The sequence below is a fragment of the Gilliamella sp. B2717 genome, assembly GCF_026536675.1.
GTDB lineage: Bacteria > Pseudomonadota > Gammaproteobacteria > Enterobacterales > Orbaceae > Gilliamella > Gilliamella apicola_I.
On record NZ_JAFNNQ010000094.1, the window covers coordinates 50,267 to 71,029 of the forward strand.

The window sequence follows — 20,763 nt, forward strand, 5'->3', positions numbered from 1 at the left end:
CACAGTTAGATTCTTAAATTAAAAAAAAGTTCCATTATTTTAATAGAAATTTTATTTTGGGATCTATTAATAATTAGATTAAAGTTTTTTAAAATTAAAACCAGTTGATTTATTTAACTATTTTTCATAACACTATTGTGTAATGATATTTTAAATAATGCTAATTTAATAAAAAGATCTCACGCTTACCAGCATCATTATAGGTGATTTGGTAGAATTGAGGTAGATTAAAATTGACTGAACTACTCGTTTTAAAGGTAAAACGATCATCGGATAGCACATAAAAATCATTTATATCTTTAACCATACTCTCCTTTGTGCCGTTGCAATTACGGTAAATTTCTATTTGGTTATTTTCATTCAAAATGTAAAGATCGAATCCTGAATCGGTATCTTCAAAGAAGAATTGGATGATTCCCTCATAGGCAACACTGTCAATTTCTTTTGGTAACTCATTTGTTTGATCCAAAATATTTAACGGGCGACCTTGTACTTTATTGTTCGATACTGCCCCATAAAAATCGATTGCATTATCAAACTGATGAAAAGAGACCCCTAACCTTTCAAAAAAGAGATACCATGAAGAACCACCTATCCGTAATGGTTTAACCTGTGTCGAATTATTTTGTGTCGTGGTTAATCGTAATTCTATACACTCATCCATTAATGTTTTCATTTGTTGCTTAATTTCATTACCTAAATATTTACTGTAGCAAAAAATTTCCATAGGATTAGGTAAATCCGCATCTTTGTGCATGCGATTTAATAACGTTTTAATCGCTTCCAGTACGCACAACGCTCCGCTAAAATGTAGTACACGTATTTCATTCCATGAATTGCGATAAAGCAAATCAACCGATCCCACTAAACTTAACTCTTTTTTTCCGTAATTTAACACATTGTTGCTAAACTCAAATTCAAAATCTAGATTAGTACTAGGATCATCTTCAAGATTTAACATGATTGCTAAATGACGAATTTCACAAGGCCCATATAACTGTTCTTCCGTCACCTTTGGAATTTCTATAGGAAAATATTCTTTTAAGTTTTCAATTAATTTATTGATTTTCGAGTTATCTCTTTTTTCACCGTCATGACAGTAAAATTGAGTTTTATCTGAGATTAAGCCATTAAAATAACACCAACCGACTAGTTTAACCAGATATTTACTATATTCTAAATATTGATGACCTGAAATTGAGTTTAATACCGGTTTTTGATTATACACATACCAACCGGCACGATTAATTCTATCTTCTTTTACGTGGATAAACGTTAATGCTTGTTCTTGCAAATTATTAGCAATATTTAACTTTAACGTCGTTATTTTTCCGGGTAATACTTCAAAAGAAGCATAAAGCTTGCGAGTTAAAATTGCCATATCTTGTGGACTAATGAGAGAATCCAAATTATTACGGCGCCCAAAATTAAGTAAATTTCGGTATCCTGTCATCATGGTTTGCAGTAATATTTCATGCATTTCTCGAACTTGCTCTATCTTCCAAGTATGACTCGCATCCAATTTAGCTAAACGCTCTGACGTCCAGCCCCACTCTTTTACCAGATCATTCAAAACGTCCCGACGCCATGAAACAGCTTTTTTTGTTTGAGAAAGTTTTTCGTTTACTTTTAGATAAAAACAGATTCTGATCAGATCCAGCCTTTCAAAATCTTTAATCTCGATTAAATATTGAGTGATCCTATCTAAAAGCATATAGTAAGAATCTAAATTTATTCCCTTTTGAGTTAGCGATTTTTGGATACATTCTCGCATTTCATAAGCTATGGGGCTATTTTGCGGATATATCCAAGAATAAGCTTCTAGTAGCAACGTTTTGAGCACCGCTTTAAAAGGAGAATCGATACTTTTGTAGAGTTGCCATAAACTGGCTCCAAAATACTCTTCAGCAGAAAGACCTGTTAAAGGTCCAAAATCGATCCACTCTTCCCGCTTAATTAGCTTTGAATCAACCAAAGCATTCACACACTGTTCATAAGTCGAATAGCTAACGTTATTCACGGTGAAGTTATAGGGCACCACAAACCATAACAGATATTTTCCTGCTAATAGTGTGGCTGTTCGATAAAATTCCTCAAGTAATAAAATGTGTTGCGCAGAACCGCAATTTTCCCCCATTAAACATTCATGATGTTTATTGATGAAGCGATCCACATCAACGACAAATAAGGTTAATTTTACATTTTGTTCTTTAGCCCAATTTTCGACTAAACGACATTTTTCAATTAAGGCTTGCTTTCTTTTTTCGGATAAATTATTTTCAATACAAAGCCAAATATCTAAATCGGATTCGACTGATTGTCCAATGGAACATGTACTACCCATGGAGTAGAGTGCCGATATTTCGGGATTGTTCACATTTGGAATAGCCTCAAATTCAAAACAGTTCTTGAGTTGCGAACAAATCTCATCGGTTGTCTGGTAATAAGCGATTCCTGATGGAGTATCTTCAGCAAGATAGCCGGGCAATTTAGGGTGATGAAAATGAAAAATGGCGGGTAGCAAAGAAAATACACGTTGAAACTCAATTGACATCCCAGTCAAAGCACGTTCATGTTTTAGATGGACAAGATCTTTAAGTTCTTTTTTTATGTTATTAATATAATATAGCATAACTTTATCTGGATGAAACACGTGTACTACTAACGGACTGCCTCAATCTAACATTTTATGAGTAGAAGGTAAATAGAATAAAAAATATAAAAATTTGTTAAGTGAACTATTATGATAACAATAGAAAAAATTACGAATCAATTTAAAACAAATAGTAACGCGAGCTCGATTGATAACAAAGCTGCAGTACTTTTACCCATTATTAACGATGGCAAACAACCTCAATTGTTATTTCAGGTCAGATCGAACAAACTTAAATGGCAACCAGGCGATATCTGTTTTCCTGGCGGTCGGGTAGAATTGACTGACTTAGATCCAGAATATACCGCAAAAAGAGAAACATTTGAAGAATTAGGTATCCCAATGAGTCAAATGACTATTTTAGGAAAAATGCCTAAATTTATCGCCACATTGGGGCTAGTCATTTATCCGTTTGTTGCAAAAATAGATTCCCTTGATAATTTACAGCTTAATCGGGATGAGGTCGAACAAATATTTACCGTACCGATTGATTGGTTTATTGAAAATCCCCCGCAACAAGCTGTAATGCTAATCGGGCATAAACCATCAGATAACTTTCCTTTTCATCTATTACCAAATATCCGCTCTGACTGGCAAAAAAGATCGGAGCATAATATCTTGTATTATTCATATAATAATCGTATTATTTGGGGATTAACTGCCCAAATTTTATCTAATTTTATCAATACAATTAGTCGTTAGTTAAAATGGATAACTCGAAACCAATTTAATTATTCATTTAATTAAAGCTTTTTTTGTAGCAATTTGTAGTAATTTTAGCAATTAATGCTAAACAATATGTCCATGTAACAAAAAATCCTTGAGAATCACTCAGTAAATATTTTAAATAGATAGCGTTGTTTAATTTATCTCTCGTTAACAACTTTACGTCTGAACACTTTTGAAAGTTAAAAAAAGACAACATCTGAGAGCTACTTAAGATTTCTACACTCTCTATTAAAGATTTCATCTCTACCCATTGAATAATTGTTAAACATTGATTATTAATTTCAATCATTTAAAAAATAAGGGTATTATCATGAAACGTTTCAATAAATCATCGATCGCATTAGCTGTAGTATTATCGTTACCGTTCGTTAGTGTTTATGCTGCCTTACCTTTAACCGATGAAGAAAGTAGTAATTTAATTCCAATGAAAGAGATTTCGGTAACAGGTAATTATTTGCAAGCGCAAAATGCGGAAGATGATATTTCAAAAGCAGCCGATGAAGCTGGAGCTAAGTATTATCATATTAAAGCACTTGAAGCGGCAGAAACATCAAGCTCAGCTGATTCTGCTATTGTCTATGCTGATATTTATCAATCTAATGCACCGATTGCATTAAATAAAGAAGAAACAACTTATAATGGTATAGTTGCTTATGAACGTAACAAAGCACTTTATTATTTGCCATTTGAAGTTGTCAAATTTAAAGGAAGTTTTAACAACACATCTGAAATCACCACTGAAGCAAGTAAAATCGCAGCAGATAAAGATGCTTATGCATTTTATATCAGCTCTATCGAGCCTTCTAATCTAAAAAATCAATCTCAAGATGTTGAAGTGGCTTTATATAAAAAAGATGCGCCAGTAAGAGATTATATCGTTACCAAAGCAATTGAAGGTGAAGATGCTTATGAAATCAGTAGTGATGCATTTAAAACGATGAAACCTTATACCACAATTGTTTTCCATGGCGTCTTTAACAACACTACTGAAATAAGTGCTGCTGCACAGAAACATGCAATTGCAAATGGCGCTCAATTTTATTACGTGAAAGAGGTATCAACCAACCCAGCCAATACAGCACAAACAGTTTATGTTAATTTATATAAATAAAATATCTTAATTGCATTTTCCACGTGTTAGAGAACTCAATCACTTTAACCCGTGGAAAACATAAAATCTTACAATACTTAAATAGTGAATAATGCTGTTTAAATAGCCAACCTTTATCTGTTTAATAATTTATTTGTTAAAAACATATATCTAAATTCATTACAAAACATAATTTTAAGAAACACCTGATTTTTCTCATTTTCAATCACTGCATTAAAACGGTTGGGAAACGTATGTTATTAAAAAATGTTAGGATTAAACGATATATCAATGTTACGAAAAAAATATTAAAACACAGTTCTTTTGTCATCATTTTTGTTAGTTCAACAACTGATGCACTCAGTGCTAAAACAGCGCAAGTTATTCAAGGCACTGCGCCTTATTTTACTCAAGCTGACAAAGTAGGGGTTGAAGGTGCTCGTGATTACGATAAAGCAAATTTTATTTATTTTGGTGTTAAATTCAAAGGTGCAACATATTCGGGAATGAATGATCTAAACATGGCGATAAAACAATCTGGATTTTCCGCCGTCGATCCAAACACAACCACACCCAATCAACTGTTAGCGCTATTAAAATCCAGTTATGGATTAGAGGGGACTATACTTCCGTTTAACCCTTTGTTAGTTGCCGATGATAGGAATAATGTTGCTGATGATGAAGGTGATATTCCAATTAAAATAAATCCTCCTGATGCAGGATTAAAAATCGATTGGTTTTATCGCTCTATCAATCAATCTTTTTTGTTGCTGGAATCAGATAGAAATAGAACTTTTTGTGAATTGGCTCGATTAGGTTGGAATCCCTATATTCGAATATCAGGCCCTGTTGTTTTAGTGACCGAATTTGGAGAACCAAACTTCAGAGTTTATGCATCGCCTAAACGGGACTTTTTTATTTATAATGCAATTAGACCCACCGTATGTGCAGCCAAACCTTCTATTGCTTACTCATTTGTTTTTGAAGGTCGGGATTATACAGGAGACTGGGCTAAACTAACTTGGGGTGAAAATAATGAATACACGTATGACTCTGGTCTGGTTAATAAGGTGCGTTCAAAAGGTTTTCCAACAACTGGGTTTGACCATGCTCAATTCACCATGTCTTTTGCAGGTGTTCCATTTGATTTATCCACCATTTCAACATCGACAAATTCAAATGGTGTAAATCTGACAACTAATCTTCTTAAAAACAATGATATTGATGACTACTTAGTTAATACTTCTCTGCAATTTCATTTATCCGGAAAAGCGACCGACAAGCCTACTTTTTCAATCAAGTCCAATGGGAGCGAAATATACACTTTTACAATTAATAAATGGTTTGCTACGTCTGATTTAAATGCAACCACTTATGACCAAAGTGCACAAGCTTGCCAAGGCAATTATGTTGTTCCAACGATTGAAGACTTTACCAATAGTGATCAAACAATCATCACTTCTGGAGCATGTAAATCAGATAACAATTCTAACAATTGTTTGGCAATCAAGAGTAACCATTATTATCGAAAAGTTGGAAAGAGTCTTTTTGCTGAATGGGGCGATATCACCAATGAACAAAACCAGTATTACCATGCTTATCCGGGTAATAACTTTCCTAAAAATATTTTATATTGGACATCGGAAGAAAGAGATACTAATCATCAATATGCAGTGGGGCCATCTATTGGTGCGATTGAATGGTTAGCGAAAGATGAACCGATCAATTTTGTTTGTGTGCTTAAATGATAACGCGTCTGTTCGAGGATTTTGCTGTAATCATACGCTTATTTGAACTGATGATTTAAAAAATAATAGTGATAAATTAATTTTTTTAAAATATAAAATATTGAAGTTTACTGAAGCGATGCCAATTTGAACAAAATTTATTGAAATTTAAATTTAGATCTTATTGGAAAATAGAAGCGATTGATTCTTTGTAATAAGAAAAGAAGAATAAATGGCTGGGGTACCAGGATTCGAACCTGGGCATGGCGGGATCAAAACCCGCTGCCTTACCGCTTGGCTATACCCCAATATTATTCAGGAAAAAGATATCTAGTGGTACGGGTAGTGAGATTTGAACTCGCACACCTTTTCGGAACTAGAACCTGAATCTAGCGCGTCTACCAATTCCGCCATACCCGTATTGGAATACTCAAGAAAGTAACAAACAGAGATAAAACAGATTAACTAATAGATATCAAAATATGCAGATTGGAATGGCTGGGGTACCAGGATTCGAACCTGGGCGTGGCGGGATCAAAACCCGCTGCCTTACCGCTTGGCTATACCCCAATAAAGGATAACATTAAGATTAAAATGGTGCGGGTGAAGGGACTTGAACCCCCACGCCTCGCGGCGCCAGAACCTAAATCTGGTGCGTCTACCAATTTCGCCACACCCGCATGATATACTTCCGGTAAAAGTATAACTTAATCTTAATGGTGGCTACGACGGGATTCGAACCTGTGACCCCATCATTATGAGTGATGTGCTCTAACCAGCTGAGCTACGTAGCCATTTCATTCGCAACGTCATAACCAACACTGCGAGGCGCATTATGCTTGTGTTGAGGCAAATCGTCAACCCTTTTTTTTAGATATTTTAAAAAAAAGTTATGATTGATTAAGTTGCAAGCGAATCCAGTTTAATATCACTTCAATTCGCCTTTTTTGCAACTCAAGATTAATGGATTGTCCAGTAAACCCTTGAGCAATAATTTCTTGCACATTCACACTATAGGCTAAATTATAAGCATGTTCAAGATATTGAGCTTGCGGATAAGTTGCGCTTTCATTGAAAGCTTCACTGGCAATAATCAATTGCTTTAAATGATGAGGATGACGCCAAACATCAATACCATTTAATAATTCTAAAATTTGTGAAGCGCTTTGCACTGTTATATGACTAACAACCTTTCTGTATTGTTGAACTATTTTGGCAATTTTAGAAAATGAAGTTGGTGCTTTTATCTGTTTACATAAACGTTCAACGGAATCTTTACTGATTAAATCACCACATAAAACGCCAAAACGCACAGTTAACTCATGGGTAAGATTTACTGATTTTTTTAAAGCATAGATTATATTGGTCGTTAACACTAATTCAGGAAATAAAATTTGAAGTGCTCCGCATTGCTCAAGGACTTGGAAATAAATTTGTGGATTTTCGCTGGCTAATGCTTTTTCCGTTTCTTTCCACACTCTTTCAGGAGTGAGATAGCTTATTTCGCCTATGGATATCATCTCTTTCATAAGATCCATTGTTTCTTGAGCGATTGTAAATCCTAAATGATGATACCGACCAGCAAAACGGGCTACGCGTAAAACACGTAAGGGATCTTCGCGAAAAGCACTTGAAACATGACGCAACAATCTTTGATTAATATCATCTACGCCATGGTAAGGATCGACAATATTCCCCTGCTCATCCATGGCAATAGCATTGATGGTGAGATCCCGACGAATTAAATCTTGTTCTAAGGTAATTTCTTTACTGAAATCACAAATAAAGCCACAATACCCTTTTCCTGATTTACGTTCAGTACGCGCTAAAGCATATTCTTCTTTCGTTTTTGGATGTAAAAATACCGGAAAGTCTCGACCGACTTGCTCAAAACCTAACGAAATAAGTTCTTCGGGGGTTGCGCCAACGACAACCCAATCTCGATCGAAAACTGGCAGACCTAATAATCTATCCCGAACTGCTCCACCAACAAGATAGACTTCACTCATCTAACGCATCCAACGGTCTTTTTTACTTCGGCGAGGCATAATAATAGGTAAAATAAGACCTAAGATAAGTCCACCACCTGCAACAAGACCACCATAAGTAAACCAAGTCACAATTAAGTCACGTCGCTTATCATCTACTTGATTTAACATTGAGTCTAACATTGCTGCTTGTTCTTTTACTTGTTTCTCCAATTCGATATTTTTATTTTTCAAGTTCTGAACTAATTCTTCTGAGGTTCGTAATTGTTGCACATAGTCGGTCACTAATTTCTGTTGATATTTATCCGCATTATCAACTTTATCTTTGTATTCGGCTATTTTAGCTTCCAAATAAGGAATACGCTCTTTAAGGCTTGGTGTATCGCTTAATTTATTGGTTTCGATCCATGCCACATTGCCACTTTTCAGCAGCAGCTTAGTGTATTTACCATCCGCACTTCTTTCAAGCGCATTGACTTTTGAACCACTTTTGATCGTATTTGTGAAAGCATGTTGTTGGCTAGGACCACGACGTAAGTAAACATCAACCTCATCAATAACATATTTATCAACAGCATTTGCACTAAAAGCAACTGCAATAAGAGAAATTAAGGTAAAAATATTTTGTTTCTTCATAAAATTTCAACTAATCATCCATAAATAATTACATAATAACATAAAAATTGGATATTTCGCATAATCATTTTACATTTTATGTTTCTTAATTATCCAATACTGAATTCGCCTCATCAATTGAAAACGATTACATTTTTTATGCGATCTTAATCACAGATTAAAAAATTTATTATTTAAATAAAAGAGAATAATCGCTAATTTATATTTAGCAAAGCAATTAACAATGGGAGATATTATGAACTGCCGTCTTAGCAATAAAAATTTAGATATTCTTATTCGAACAAAACCCTATGCAGAATTATGTTATTTTGGTAAACGATTACATGATGATCACATTGAAAATTATGATTTATTTATTCCGGCAGTGCCAAATTCACGCATTGATGTTCACGTCCCTTTTACTCTCTGTCCAGAAGAAGGATTAGGTAATTTTAGTACGCCAGGATTAGAAGGACACAGGAATGGAAAAGATTGGTCTCCCGTATTTGTTACCAAAGATGTAAAAAAATCAGACAATCAAATAACAATTATCAGTGAAGACAGTATTGCAAAATTACGTTTAACCAGTCAGTTTATTTTGGATGATTGTGGGGTATTGCAATGTCAAAATAGCCTGACCAACTTAGGTGAAGAACCTTATTCAGTCAATCGATTATCAATAACGCTTCCTATTCCTGAACGTGCACAAGAATTAATGGCTTTTAGTGGACGCTGGATTAAAGAATTTTTTCCTCACAGAACAAAAATTGAACATTGTAGCTATTTACAAGAAAATCGCCGAGGAAGAACTTCACATGAATATTTCCCTGGTATGATTGTTGGTACCACAGGTTTTAAAGAACAAACAGGCGAAGTATGGGGAATTCATTTAGGTTGGAGTGGTAATCATCGTATCCAAGTTGCGGTTAAAAGTAATGGTAAACGCTTTATTCAAGCCGAAGCATTATATAGCGCAGGCGAAATATCGCTTGCCCAAGGTGAAACCCTTACAACACCATGGCTATATGCCACTTACAGTGATGAAGGTTTAAATAAAATGAGTCACCACTTTCATCAATTTCTGCGTAACAATATTATTACCTTTCCACAAAATAAAGCACGTCCTGTTCATCTTAATACTTGGGAAGGTATCTTTTTTGACCATAATCCAGATTACATTATGAAAATGGCAAGTAAAGCGGCACAAATGGGCGTTGAGCGCTTTATTATCGACGACGGTTGGTTTGGCAAGCGTGATGACGATTACCAAGGTTTAGGTGATTGGTACCTTGATGAACGAAAATACCCCAATGGACTTGAACCGGTTATCGAGCACGTGAAAAATTTGGGCATGGAATTTGGTATTTGGGTTGAGCCTGAAATGATCAACAAAAACTCGGATTTATATCGAGCACACCCTGATTGGCTACTTGAGTTATCGGGTTATCAACAACCTGAAGGACGTCATCAATATTTATTAGATTTGCAAAATCCTGCTGTTTTTGATTATTTACTTGAAAGATTAATATGGTTACTGGGTAGTTATAATATTGATTATATTAAATGGGATATGAATCGAGAAATTGTTCAAGCGGGTCACAATGGCAATCCAGCTATTGTTGGACAAACAAAAGCATTGTATCGTTTACTCGATATTTTACGAGAAAAATTTCCGAACGTAGAAATCGAATCATGTTCATCAGGGGGTGGACGGATAGATTATGAAATATTAAAACGAACACAACGATTCTGGACTTCAGATTCTAACGATGCATTAGACAGACAAATCATTCAACGCGGAATGAGTTATTTCTTCCCGCCAGAAGTCATGGGCGCACATATTGGTGGCGCTTTGTGTCATACAACTTATCGTGAACTGAACATGAATCTTAGGGGATTAACTGCTTTATTTGGTCATATGGGCGTTGAACTTGATCCCGTAAAAGAATCAGAAGTTGAACAGCATGCATTTGCACATTATATTGGACTACATAAACAATTACGAAATTTATTGCATAGTGGTAACAATTATCGATTGGATGTTGATGACAGCAATGCAATGCAAAGTTATGGAGTAGTAAGCCAAGATAAAAAAGATGCTGCGTTTATCATTGCCCAATTAACCTTACCAACTTATGCTTTAAGTGGTAACTTACGCTTGACAGGTCTACTGCCCGAAAAACAATATTTGATTGAAATACTTGATCTACCTGATAATATTGATCCGAAAATAAATGGACATGTAATGAAAGCTCTACCTTATTGGATGGTCAACAAAACGACATTATCAGGCGACTGGTTAATGCAAATTGGACTACCTTTACCCGTTTTAGATCCTGCAACAGCAATGTTAATTAGAGTGGTAGCTCAATAAAAACTTTTGACTTACAAAGCACACAATAAATTTACAAAAAATTAATATTTTTTTGAAAATAACAAGGGGGAAAAAGACCATAATGCAATTTTCCCTTTGTATTAAATTAAGTTTGTATGATCAGAATTTAATCGAATTATTGGCAAATAGTTTTTTTTCCTTTATTATAATTAGTTAGGAATAATAAATAGTTATAGTCAATTATTAAGAGAAACAAACTGGATCAACTAAAAGAAGTTTTAAGATGTAAGTAAAGTAAAAGATATTTTAGTACAGATTACTTCCCGCTTTACAAATACTTTTCATTTTTATTTCGTTGGTAGTCTACATAGCTCTATATTGGCAATCTTAAATTATAAAAATTTACATGAAATAAATTTAGTTTGAGTAATTATTTTAGCGATAGTAATTTAATAAAAGGTTTTTTTATGGCGACAATAAAAGATGTTGCATATTTAGCTGAAGTTTCAGTTGCAACAGTATCCCGAGTTATAAATAATGCAAATAATGTAAGTAAAAATACACGTGAAGTCGTAAAAAAAGCCATGGAGACATTAAACTATTATCCAGATGCTAACGCTCGCGCATTATCTCAACAACACTCTAATACAATTGGCATTGTGGTCGCCGATGTGTCCGACCCTTTTTTTGGGGCGATGGTTAGCACGGTTGAAAAAGTTGCTTATCGAACTGGTCATTTTTTGCTAATTGGCAATGGATACCATAAAGAAAAACAAGAATACAATGCCATTACTCAGCTTATTGAGCACCGCTGTAAATCATTAGTTGTTCATGCCAAAATACTTTCCGATGAAACACTCATAAAATTGATGCAACAAGTGCCAGGCATGGTTATCATCAATCGTATAGTGAAAGGGTTTGAAGCACGTTGTATTGCACTTGATGACCGTTATGGCTCGTATATCGCGGTCAAACATTTAATTCAAAATGGACATAGGAAAATAGGTTATTTATGTTCGAATCACGAAATTTCAGACGCTTCAGATCGACTAAATGGTTATAAAGATGCGTTGAGTGAATTTAATATCGAGATAGAACAGAATCTAATTACCTACTCTTCGCCTGATGAAATAGGTGGAGAAGAAGCCATGAAATCCTTATTAGAAAGGAATCGAAACATCACCGCTATAGCCTGTTATAATGATTCTATGGCTGCGGGTGCCATGTCAGTCCTGTATGATAATGATTTAAAAATCCCAGCTGATATTTCTGTTATTGGGTTTGATGATTTATTAATGGCTAATTATTTACATCCTAAACTGACAACGGTTCGGTATCCTTTACAAGCAATGGCAGAACAAGCAGCTGAGCTTGCCTTATCCCTCGCGAAAGGAGAGGCTCCCTCAAATAACTTAATTAATATTTTTACCCCAACATTAACTAAACGTTATTCTGTCAATTCTATAGGCTAAGTTAAAAATAAACATTCAATAAAGCGTTTCAATATTAGCGGCTTAACAATAAAGAAAAATGTTAAGCCACGATTAAATAATCGTATTGAACAATCAATGTTTATGTAAAGGTAATTTTTTTATTAATAATAATTTATTCAATATCAGATCAACCGAAATTACATCGCAATTTAGTTGGCTATTTAAATCAAACGTTTTTAAAACATAATCATAAAAATAATTCGCATGGGTCATTATTGGTTGATTGCTGACATCACCCTGACAAGGTTTGTCGGCAATGGTTAAACTGGCTAAAGCTGAAGTATCAGGATGCCGAGTCAACAATAACCAAAAACTGCCTTCTTTAGAATATTCATCATAACGACGTGATTCATAACACCACCCCACCAATGCCTGATCAACCACACCTTGTTGTAAATCCGTTATGGCTGGGAGTAAAATCTGTGACCAATTACAAATATCTGTCGAAATAAAAAGATTGGGTCCATTCACTTTCAATGCATCAGCAACATAAAAAGAAATCGCATTATTTATGCTATTAATAAAATTAAATGGTCGTGGTGTTTTACGTTGAAAAATATCCATTTCCAGTTCATACATATTACTGGGTGAACTAAAAATCGAGGTCACATATACGCCACAATGAGCATTAATCTTTTCTATGGAAAGCGCACCTAACAATGATAACAACGCTAAACGACTTGTACGTCGACTATTAATATTAAATTGCTGTTTAAGCAAATTTTTTAACTTACTTTCTTCACTATGGCTCTCTGCGATAAACTGTGATGTACTGAGTAAAAAAACACTTTGCATTATTCTGTTATCTCCAACAATAACACAGCGTTATTACCGCCAAATCCAATACAATTTAATAAATAATAACCTTGAGGATAAGGTTTTGAAATGTCTGTAAAACCATTTGTATAAATAGGTTCAGATTGCGCCATGTGATAATTTGGATAACTAGGCGTCTGTTTTGATTCGAATATCAACAATAATATTATCATCTCAAGTACACCAGATGCCCCTAATGTATGACCAAGATAAGGTTTAAAAAATATTAACGGTTTTCGCTCTGTAAAAGCATTTGTTAAGCTATCAAGTTCAACTTTATCATTCATTGGACTACCTGTCGCATGAGTTTTAATAGCAACAATATCGGTTTCAGTCACATCGAATTGCGTTAACGTGTCTTTAATAAGTGTGCTAACATTTTTAGGATCCGTTGTGGTAATATTAGAGGTATCACATATCGTTTTACCGCCTTTTAAGATAAATTGATTATTGTTTGCTAATCGTGGTTGATTGCTTAATGCAATACAACCAATCCCCTCCCCTAAAATAAGTCCTTGGCTAACACTTAAAAATGGTGGTTGATAATTATTTGTTAGTAATCCTAAAGCATTAAATCCTTCTAAAGTGATAGAATTGAATGATTCAAATCCCACAATGATTGCCCGTTCAATTATGCCTTGGGAAATGTAATTTTTTGCATAAAGTAATGCATTAGAACTTGAAGTACAAGACGTCGCAACATTGATCACATTAAGATTTTTCCATTTTAATTTAAGTTGTTCTGCTATTTCATTTAAAGAAAAAGGTTGGTGATAACATGCTTCTGTTAATTCTGATAATTCCTTATTAAAAAAAGTAATTTCATGCGAAGACATTGCAAAAGAAGTGGAAGCTAAAAAAATTGGGATTTGTTCCAATTCTGATTCTTGCCACTGACACGCCTGTAAAGTTTGCAGAATTTGAAATACTATACGATCAACAATCTCAGTTAAACTTAGCCGTTTTTTATCAAAGGCTGGAAAATAATTAACAGATAGTGATTCACTTGCTGTATTTAAAGGAATCAATTTAGGTTTTCTTGGATGAAAAAGAATATTGCTAATAATCTCATGGCAGTTATCACCTTGTGCGCACACCGCAGAAAAACCATTAATGTAAACATTGTCCATAATATTATTTTTTTATTTGCTCAAGTACATATTTATTGAGTTTCGAAACCGTGACCATATGTATTCTTACTTCTCGGTCACCTTGTAAACGAACGCCAAATTGCTCTTTTAACGCTACGCAAATTTGTAATGCATCTAAAGAATCTAAATTTAATCGACTGGTAGGCCCAAACAGCGGCTCATTATCTGTTAACTCCTCGGCAGTTAAGATATCTTCTTTTTCAGATTCGGTAATAATTAACTGTTTTAATTTAAAAATTAAATTATCCAAATTTAACCTCTTGTTTTTATTATTTAATTAAAAAATTATAAATGCTTATTATTTAATTGCCGATAGTAAATAATTCCTGCTAGCAATAAAAAAATTAGCGCAAAACCTATTAACGACAACCATTGTGGTAATATTTGTACAAAATCATACTGATCAAGCAAAAGATTATGAAAGCCTTTCAAAGCCCAAGACATAGGCGAAATTAAACAAATTATTTGCATGGTTTCTGGCATCATATAACTCGGTACCATAATACCGCCTAAGGCTGCCATAATAATATTTCCCCCACCACCTAATACCACAGCATGTTCTGCCGATTTTGCAAGAACGCTAACTAACAGTGCATATCCCAAAGCAGATAAACTAATTGCTATCGATAACAATGCATAGTTCCAATAAGCGCCTTCTAAAACAAATCCTGTAATATTGATTAAAGGTAAAATATAAATACCTAACAAAATCATGCCAATAAACTGTAATTGATTAATCAAAAAATAAGGTAACAATTTTGCGATAAGTAAAGAAAATGCCGATGATTTTGCTAGTCGTAATCGAATAATAGTGTTCGTTTGTTTTTCACAAGTCATGACATTTGATAAAGGAATCATGATAAAAAACATACCAAAAATTAACCAAGCAGGAACACTTTGTTGTACCGAACTCGGTTTAACCACTTTAGTGCCTTCTACATTGATAAACTCTTCAGTGATTATTTTTCCTGACAAATAGTTATCTAGTTGTTGTTGCCGTTTTATTTCGATTGCATCTTCATCCATTATAGAAGAATCATTGTTTGGCGTTGAAAAAATATCTTTAAGCCGTAGCTGTAAATAACTTTTCTGGATAATTGTTTGTAAATTCATCAATCTTAGTTGATCGATCCCCGCTAAGGTTAATAATGCTAAAGGCGATTCATTACTCAAATTCTCGGTATTTTGATTGGAATTAATTAATAAAAAATCATAATTTCCCTCAATTAATTTAGCTTTTGCATTATCCTTATCAGCTATATCAAAAAAATCAACATTCATATTTTCTTGATTGCCCAAAATCACTATTAACTGCGAGTTCAATAAATTGGATGATTCACCGACTAAGGCTATTTTAGTATTTTGATTGAAATCATCACGTTGGCTTAATGCCACAGACATAATGAACATAAACAACATAGGCATAATAAAAAGAACAGCTATACCATGTAAATCACGACTCAACAGACGAAATTCTTTAGCGATTGCAGCTAGCATTGCTTTGCCCTCCATGCCTCAATACTGACTTATTCAAGAAGTCCAAATAAAATGACTCTAAAGAACCATGACCATACTGAATATTTTGTATTTGGTATTGTTGAAATTCTTGTAATATTGTTGTGATCTGCTCAGGCGATGAATCAATGACAACTGTTTGCATTGGGGTATGTCGAATTAAAGTGGCATTAAATTGGTCAAGCACATGTGAAGGCACACTTTGCGCTAACGTGATAATGCATTGTTGTTGAGCATGTTGTGTCAATATCTGATCAATGGATTGGCAATACAAAATTTTACCGCTCTCCATAATGGCAATTTTTTGACATAAACTTTCTATTTCGTGTAGATAATGAGAAGTGTAAATGACAGTTACCCCTTCTTTAGTTAATTGCTTCACACTGTCTAATATAAATTGGCGGGATGCAGGATCAACTCCAACCGTAATTTCATCCATAAAAATTAGCGTTGGCGAGTTAATTAGCCCTATAGCAAAATTTAATCGACGTTTTAATCCACCCGACAAATTCGCTGACAACTTATTTTTATAGTCTAAAATATCGACTTTTTTCATCAATGAAATTAGAAAATTAGGATCTTTAATTTTATACAACGAAGCAAAAAATTGTAAATTCTCGAAAACCGTCAATTGAGGATAAAAAGCATATTCTTGTGGAATTAAAGAAATACGTTGCAACTGTTGACGTGACAACTGAGAGAAGATCTGATTATTAAGATAAATTTGCCCGGATTGTAATGAAAGTAAACCCGACATTAATGATATCAATGTTGTTTTGCCGGCGCCATTAGGCCCTAATAATCCAAAGCATGTGCCGGATTCAATTTCTAAATTAATATCACACACCGCATAATTATTAGCATTTTTATAGCGATGAGTTACATTTTGGAGCTTTAACATAAAATTCTTTAAAATAATTTTAATTTTTATAAACAGAATGTTAACATATTATGCTATTATAACAAAATGCATGTTAGGTAAACAATTAACGATAAAATCTAATAAATCAATTATAACAATGAGTAACAAAAAAAACGTTCTATTAGTGTACTATTCACAAACGGGTCAATTAACACAACTTACTAGACATTTCGTATCACCTTTAGCTAATCATGAAGATATTAATTTAGAAACGCTTGCTATTGAACCTCAACAAGCCTATTCTTTTCCATGGTCTTTTAACCACTTTTTTAATATTTTTCCAGAAACGGTTCATTTAATGCCTTCACCCATTGTTGCCCCACAATTTAAACAGCAAAAATATGATTTAATCATTCTAGCTTATACTGTGTGGTTTTTATCCCCTTCTCAGCCTATCACCGCATTTTTACAAGATAAAAACACGCAACAACTCTTAGCCGATACCCCTGTTGTCACGTTAATTGGATGTCGCAACATGTGGTTAATGGCACAAGAAACCGTGAAGAAATACTTAAAAGAAGCAAATGCTAATTTAGTTGACAATGTTGTTCGCATAGATAGCTGTGGCGGGCCTGCAAGTTTTATTGCTACACCGCTTTGGATGTTTACGGGGAAAAAACAGCCCGTACGTTGGCTACCGAAAGCGGGCATATCTGATGAGGACATTAATGATTGTGCTAAATATGGTGAAAAAATTAAAACCGTATTGCTAACACAACCCAAAATCACTGAGCCAATGTTAAAAAACATGGGGGCAGTCAAAGTCAATGAACGTTTGATTCTTAGTGAAAAATTTGGTTATCGCAGCTTCTATTTATGGGGCAAACTGATCATTAAAGCAGGTAAAATCGCTCGACCACTTCGTCAAGGTTTACTTTATTTTTATATTATTTTCTTGGTAGTAATCATTTTAACCGTTGTGCCAATTAGTGCACTGATCAAAACATTACTATCCCCATGGTTAAAAAACAAAATCAGTAAACAAAAACATTTATTTAGTTGGCCTTCAGGCGAATAAAATATAAGAGTAAGACAATGAAAACACATAATGTTTATATTAATAAAATTGCCGCATTTTTACCGAATAATCCTGTTGATAATTCATCCATGGAAAATGTCCTTGGACAAGTTGGTCACAAACCGTCCAGAGCAAGAGCAATTATTTTAAAAAGTAATGGGATAAAAACGCGATACTATGCGATTGACCCGCATACTCGTCAAGCAACACATAGCAATGCCAATTTAGCAGCACAAGCCATAAAGTTATTGTTCAAAGATAACCATCAATTTGGTATAAATGAAATGACTTTTTTAGCCTGTGGTACTTCTTATCCAGATCAGATTATGCCTGGTCATGGAGTCATGGTTCATGGCGAACTCAATGAAACTCATCCTTGCGAAGTTCACAGCAGCTCAGGTGTTTGTGTTGCAGGTATGTCAGCACTGAAACACACGTTTAATGCTGTAAAAGTTGGTGATCATTGTACCGCCGTTAGTTGTGCATCTGAAACTGCATCTGCTGTAATGAGAAGTGAGAACTTTGAAGCAGAAATAGAACAAAAAGTGAAAGCGTTGTCTACTCAACCTGAACTGGCCTTTGAAAAAGATTTTTTACGTTGGATGCTATCTGATGGAGCTGGGGCTATGCTATTGAGTAGTAAGCCAAATAGTCATCAATTATCATTAAAAATTCACTGGATTGATATTTTATCCTACGCAAATGAGATGCCAGCATGCATGTATGCAGGCGGTGACTACTATCAGGATCAGTTCATAGGTTGGAAGCAATTTACTCAACTTGATCAACAAAATCAAAGTTTGTTAAGTGTTAAACAGAATGTAAAAATGCTAAATGAAAATATTGTTAAGTATACCGTTGAAAAGATGCTTGCTAACTCAATTAAAAAACATGATTTGAAAAAAAATGATATCGATTATTTTTTACCTCATTACTCTTCTCATTATTTTCGTGAAAAACTCTATCAAGGATTGATAAATATTGATTTTGAAATTCCTTATGAAAAATGGTTTACCAATCTTACTTCAAAAGGTAACACAGGTTCAGCTTCTATCTATATTATACTTGAGGAATTTTTGCGGACGCATTCACTCAAGCATGGGCAAAAAATATTATGCTATATCCCAGAAAGTGGACGATTCTCATCTTGTTTTATGTTACTTGAAGTCATTGATGCTAACCAAGAGAATTAGAATTTATGGATATTAACCAAATTCCACAAGATAAAAGTAAAACTTATGGCGGTCATGCCAAAGTGGTTTATGCTGTTAAAAATGGAAGTTATACAAAAGCAACTACTAGCGGTTGGGAAGATGAAGAGTTTGTAACATTACAAGCTGTAGATGCATTAGCAGAACAAACTCAGTTGGCTTTTCATGCAGTGAAGAATGAACAACGCTCATCACTCTTTTACTATATGTTTTTATATCGTCATGATATCACTAGCCTTGCTCAAACAAGTGGTTTTTTTTGTTGGCAAATCAAACGGCACTTCAAACCTCAGGTTTTCAAAAAATTATCAGATAAAAAATTAAATCGTTATGCACAAGTCTTTAATTTATCCATTGAACAGCTAAAACAGCTTCCGACTGAAGATAATCAAACGCAAAACAATTATCCATTTAAATAAACTTATTAGACTTTGTATAATCATAATAATCAGGCAACATAATGACAATTCATCATTTTCAACATCAGCACACCGCACACTGTGAAAGCGGTGTTATGTCGACGCTACTCAAGCACCACGGTTTTGATTACAGTGAACCCATGCTCTTTGGTTTATCTTCTGCACTTACATTTGCCTATTTACCGATTATAAAACTTTCGGGTATGCCACTCATCGCTTATCGTATGCCACCAAAAACAATTATTCGTAATTCTTGCAAACGATTAGGCATTAAACTGAACATGCAAAAATTTGTCTCCGCAACACAAGGCATGCAAAAATTGGATCAAGCATTAGACAACAATCAATTAGTTGGACTACAAACTTCTGTTTTTTGGTTACCTTACATTCCCGATGCTTTGCGCTTTCATTTCAATGCGCATAATATTCTTGTCTATGGGAAAGAAGCAGAACAATATTTGATTAGTGATCCGGTTATGGAATTACCAGTTCAATGCTCAGCGTCAGACTTGGAACGGGCTCGTTTTGCTAAAGGTGCATTGGCAGGAAAAGGATTAATGTATACATTAGAAGATGCCCAAAAACAGGATCACCCTGTAAATCTATCACAAGTGATTCGCAGTGCAATCCTTAAAAATGCGCGCCAAATGCAAGCACCTTTACCTTTTATTGGTATTAAAGGTATTCATCTTTTAGCTAATCGAATTCAAAAACTAAAAAATTCGATGAAAAGTGATCAATATAAAAAACTTTATCTAGGTCATATTGTTAGAATGCAGGAGGAAATCGGAACAGGTGGAGCTGGTTTTCGTTATATGTATGCTTCATTTCTTCAAGAGGCAGCAGATCATTTCTCATCAAATCACAAACCATTATTGATTGAGGCTGCCGATAATATGACTAATATTGGCGATGCTTGGCGTAAATTTGCTAGCCGTACGGTAAAATTATGCCGAAATTTGAACGAAACTGGATTTAATGAGGTATCTGAGTTGTTACGCCAAGTTGCCGATAGTGAAAAAAAATGTTGGCGATCACTCAGTCAAAGTATCAAAAAAATAGCTTGAACAGCTAATAATGA

17 protein-coding genes and 5 tRNA genes are annotated in these 20,763 nt (G+C 34.3%); 9 read left to right on the forward strand and 13 right to left on the reverse strand.

What is annotated here, in order from left to right:
- Positions 1–160: 160 nt before the first annotated feature.
- A complete protein-coding gene (locus tag J3U35_RS09935) occupies positions 161–2,632 on the reverse strand; it encodes a class I adenylate cyclase (protein WP_267361090.1) in 2,472 nt (823 codons plus the stop codon).
- A 111-nt stretch (positions 2,633–2,743) separates the two neighbouring features.
- Between J3U35_RS09935 and J3U35_RS09940 the strand changes: the two genes are divergently transcribed.
- The 3 genes from J3U35_RS09940 to J3U35_RS09950 all read left to right on the forward strand — a co-directional run bounded on the left by J3U35_RS09940 (position 2,744) and on the right by J3U35_RS09950 (position 6,220).
- Positions 2,744–3,355 (forward strand): NUDIX hydrolase, encoded by a 612-nt coding sequence (locus tag J3U35_RS09940; RefSeq protein WP_267350586.1) that lies wholly within the window; start codon positions 2,744–2,746, stop codon positions 3,353–3,355.
- A gap of 337 nt (positions 3,356–3,692) precedes the next feature.
- Positions 3,693–4,493 (forward strand): YdgH/BhsA/McbA-like domain containing protein, encoded by an 801-nt coding sequence (locus J3U35_RS09945; RefSeq protein WP_267350588.1) that lies wholly within the window; start codon positions 3,693–3,695, stop codon positions 4,491–4,493.
- 233 nt (positions 4,494–4,726) lie between these two features.
- On the forward strand, positions 4,727–6,220 hold the full coding sequence (locus tag J3U35_RS09950) for a hypothetical protein (protein WP_267361092.1): 1,494 nt from the start codon (positions 4,727–4,729) through the stop codon (positions 6,218–6,220).
- Between the two features lie 212 nt (positions 6,221–6,432).
- Here the strand turns inward: J3U35_RS09950 and J3U35_RS09955 are convergent.
- The 7 genes from J3U35_RS09955 to J3U35_RS09985 all read right to left on the reverse strand — a co-directional run bounded on the left by J3U35_RS09955 (position 6,433) and on the right by J3U35_RS09985 (position 8,823).
- Positions 6,433–6,507, reverse strand: a tRNA-Gln gene (locus J3U35_RS09955).
- 26 nt (positions 6,508–6,533) lie between these two features.
- Positions 6,534–6,619, reverse strand: a tRNA-Leu gene (locus J3U35_RS09960).
- A 75-nt stretch (positions 6,620–6,694) separates the two neighbouring features.
- A tRNA-Gln gene (locus J3U35_RS09965) sits at positions 6,695–6,769 on the reverse strand.
- 25 nt (positions 6,770–6,794) lie between these two features.
- Positions 6,795–6,879 (reverse strand) — tRNA-Leu (locus J3U35_RS09970).
- 37 nt (positions 6,880–6,916) lie between these two features.
- Positions 6,917–6,993 (reverse strand) — tRNA-Met (locus J3U35_RS09975).
- A 96-nt stretch (positions 6,994–7,089) separates the two neighbouring features.
- Positions 7,090–8,208: a multifunctional CCA tRNA nucleotidyl transferase/2'3'-cyclic phosphodiesterase/2'nucleotidase/phosphatase gene (locus J3U35_RS09980; protein WP_267361094.1), complete on the reverse strand. Its 1,119-nt coding sequence runs from the start codon at positions 8,206–8,208 to the stop codon at positions 7,090–7,092.
- A complete protein-coding gene (locus J3U35_RS09985; RefSeq protein WP_267350594.1) occupies positions 8,209–8,823 on the reverse strand; it encodes a TIGR04211 family SH3 domain-containing protein in 615 nt (204 codons plus the stop codon). It abuts the gene before it with no gap.
- A gap of 235 nt (positions 8,824–9,058) precedes the next feature.
- On the opposite strand from J3U35_RS09985, the gene J3U35_RS09990 reads away from it, so the two are divergent.
- Both J3U35_RS09990 and J3U35_RS09995 read left to right on the forward strand, forming a co-directional pair.
- Entirely contained in the window at positions 9,059–11,176 is a 2,118-nt protein-coding gene (locus J3U35_RS09990; protein WP_267361096.1) for an alpha-galactosidase, read from the forward strand.
- A 428-nt stretch (positions 11,177–11,604) separates the two neighbouring features.
- Complete coding sequence (locus J3U35_RS09995) at positions 11,605–12,609, forward strand: substrate-binding domain-containing protein (protein ID WP_267350598.1); 1,005 nt, start codon at positions 11,605–11,607, stop codon at positions 12,607–12,609.
- A 93-nt stretch (positions 12,610–12,702) separates the two neighbouring features.
- Here the strand turns inward: J3U35_RS09995 and J3U35_RS10000 are convergent, their stop codons facing one another.
- Genes J3U35_RS10000 through J3U35_RS10020 form a run of 5 tightly spaced genes read right to left on the reverse strand, consistent with a single transcriptional unit; the run spans position 12,703 to position 17,013 of the window.
- A complete protein-coding gene (locus J3U35_RS10000; RefSeq protein ID WP_267361098.1) occupies positions 12,703–13,425 on the reverse strand; it encodes a hypothetical protein in 723 nt (240 codons plus the stop codon).
- A complete protein-coding gene (locus tag J3U35_RS10005; protein WP_267361100.1) occupies positions 13,425–14,576 on the reverse strand; it encodes a beta-ketoacyl synthase N-terminal-like domain-containing protein in 1,152 nt (383 codons plus the stop codon). The genes J3U35_RS10000 and J3U35_RS10005 overlap by 1 nt, the downstream gene beginning before the upstream one ends.
- 4 nt (positions 14,577–14,580) lie before the next feature.
- Positions 14,581–14,847, reverse strand: coding sequence for an acyl carrier protein (locus J3U35_RS10010; RefSeq protein WP_267350604.1), 267 nt, complete (start codon positions 14,845–14,847; stop codon positions 14,581–14,583).
- A gap of 35 nt (positions 14,848–14,882) precedes the next feature.
- On the reverse strand, positions 14,883–16,094 hold the full coding sequence (locus J3U35_RS10015; protein ID WP_267350606.1) for an ABC transporter permease: 1,212 nt from the start codon (positions 16,092–16,094) through the stop codon (positions 14,883–14,885).
- Positions 16,075–17,013 (reverse strand): ABC transporter ATP-binding protein, encoded by a 939-nt coding sequence (locus J3U35_RS10020; protein ID WP_267361102.1) that lies wholly within the window; start codon positions 17,011–17,013, stop codon positions 16,075–16,077. Before J3U35_RS10020 ends, J3U35_RS10015 begins: the two co-directional genes overlap by 20 nt.
- Before the next feature lie 118 nt (positions 17,014–17,131).
- Here J3U35_RS10020 and J3U35_RS10025 point away from each other — a divergent pair, with 118 nt between their 5' ends.
- From J3U35_RS10025 to J3U35_RS10040, 4 genes are read left to right on the forward strand one after another with little or no spacing between them, the layout of a single operon-like run.
- On the forward strand, positions 17,132–18,052 hold the full coding sequence (locus J3U35_RS10025; protein WP_267350610.1) for a dialkylrecorsinol condensing enzyme: 921 nt from the start codon (positions 17,132–17,134) through the stop codon (positions 18,050–18,052).
- 17 nt (positions 18,053–18,069) lie between these two features.
- A complete protein-coding gene (locus J3U35_RS10030) occupies positions 18,070–19,245 on the forward strand; it encodes a beta-ketoacyl-ACP synthase III (RefSeq protein WP_267361104.1) in 1,176 nt (391 codons plus the stop codon).
- Positions 19,246–19,250: 5 nt separating this feature from the next.
- Positions 19,251–19,682: a hypothetical protein gene (locus J3U35_RS10035; protein ID WP_267361106.1), complete on the forward strand. Its 432-nt coding sequence runs from the start codon at positions 19,251–19,253 to the stop codon at positions 19,680–19,682.
- A gap of 41 nt (positions 19,683–19,723) precedes the next feature.
- On the forward strand, positions 19,724–20,749 hold the full coding sequence (locus J3U35_RS10040; RefSeq protein WP_267361108.1) for a BtrH N-terminal domain-containing protein: 1,026 nt from the start codon (positions 19,724–19,726) through the stop codon (positions 20,747–20,749).
- Positions 20,750–20,763 lie beyond the last annotated feature (14 nt).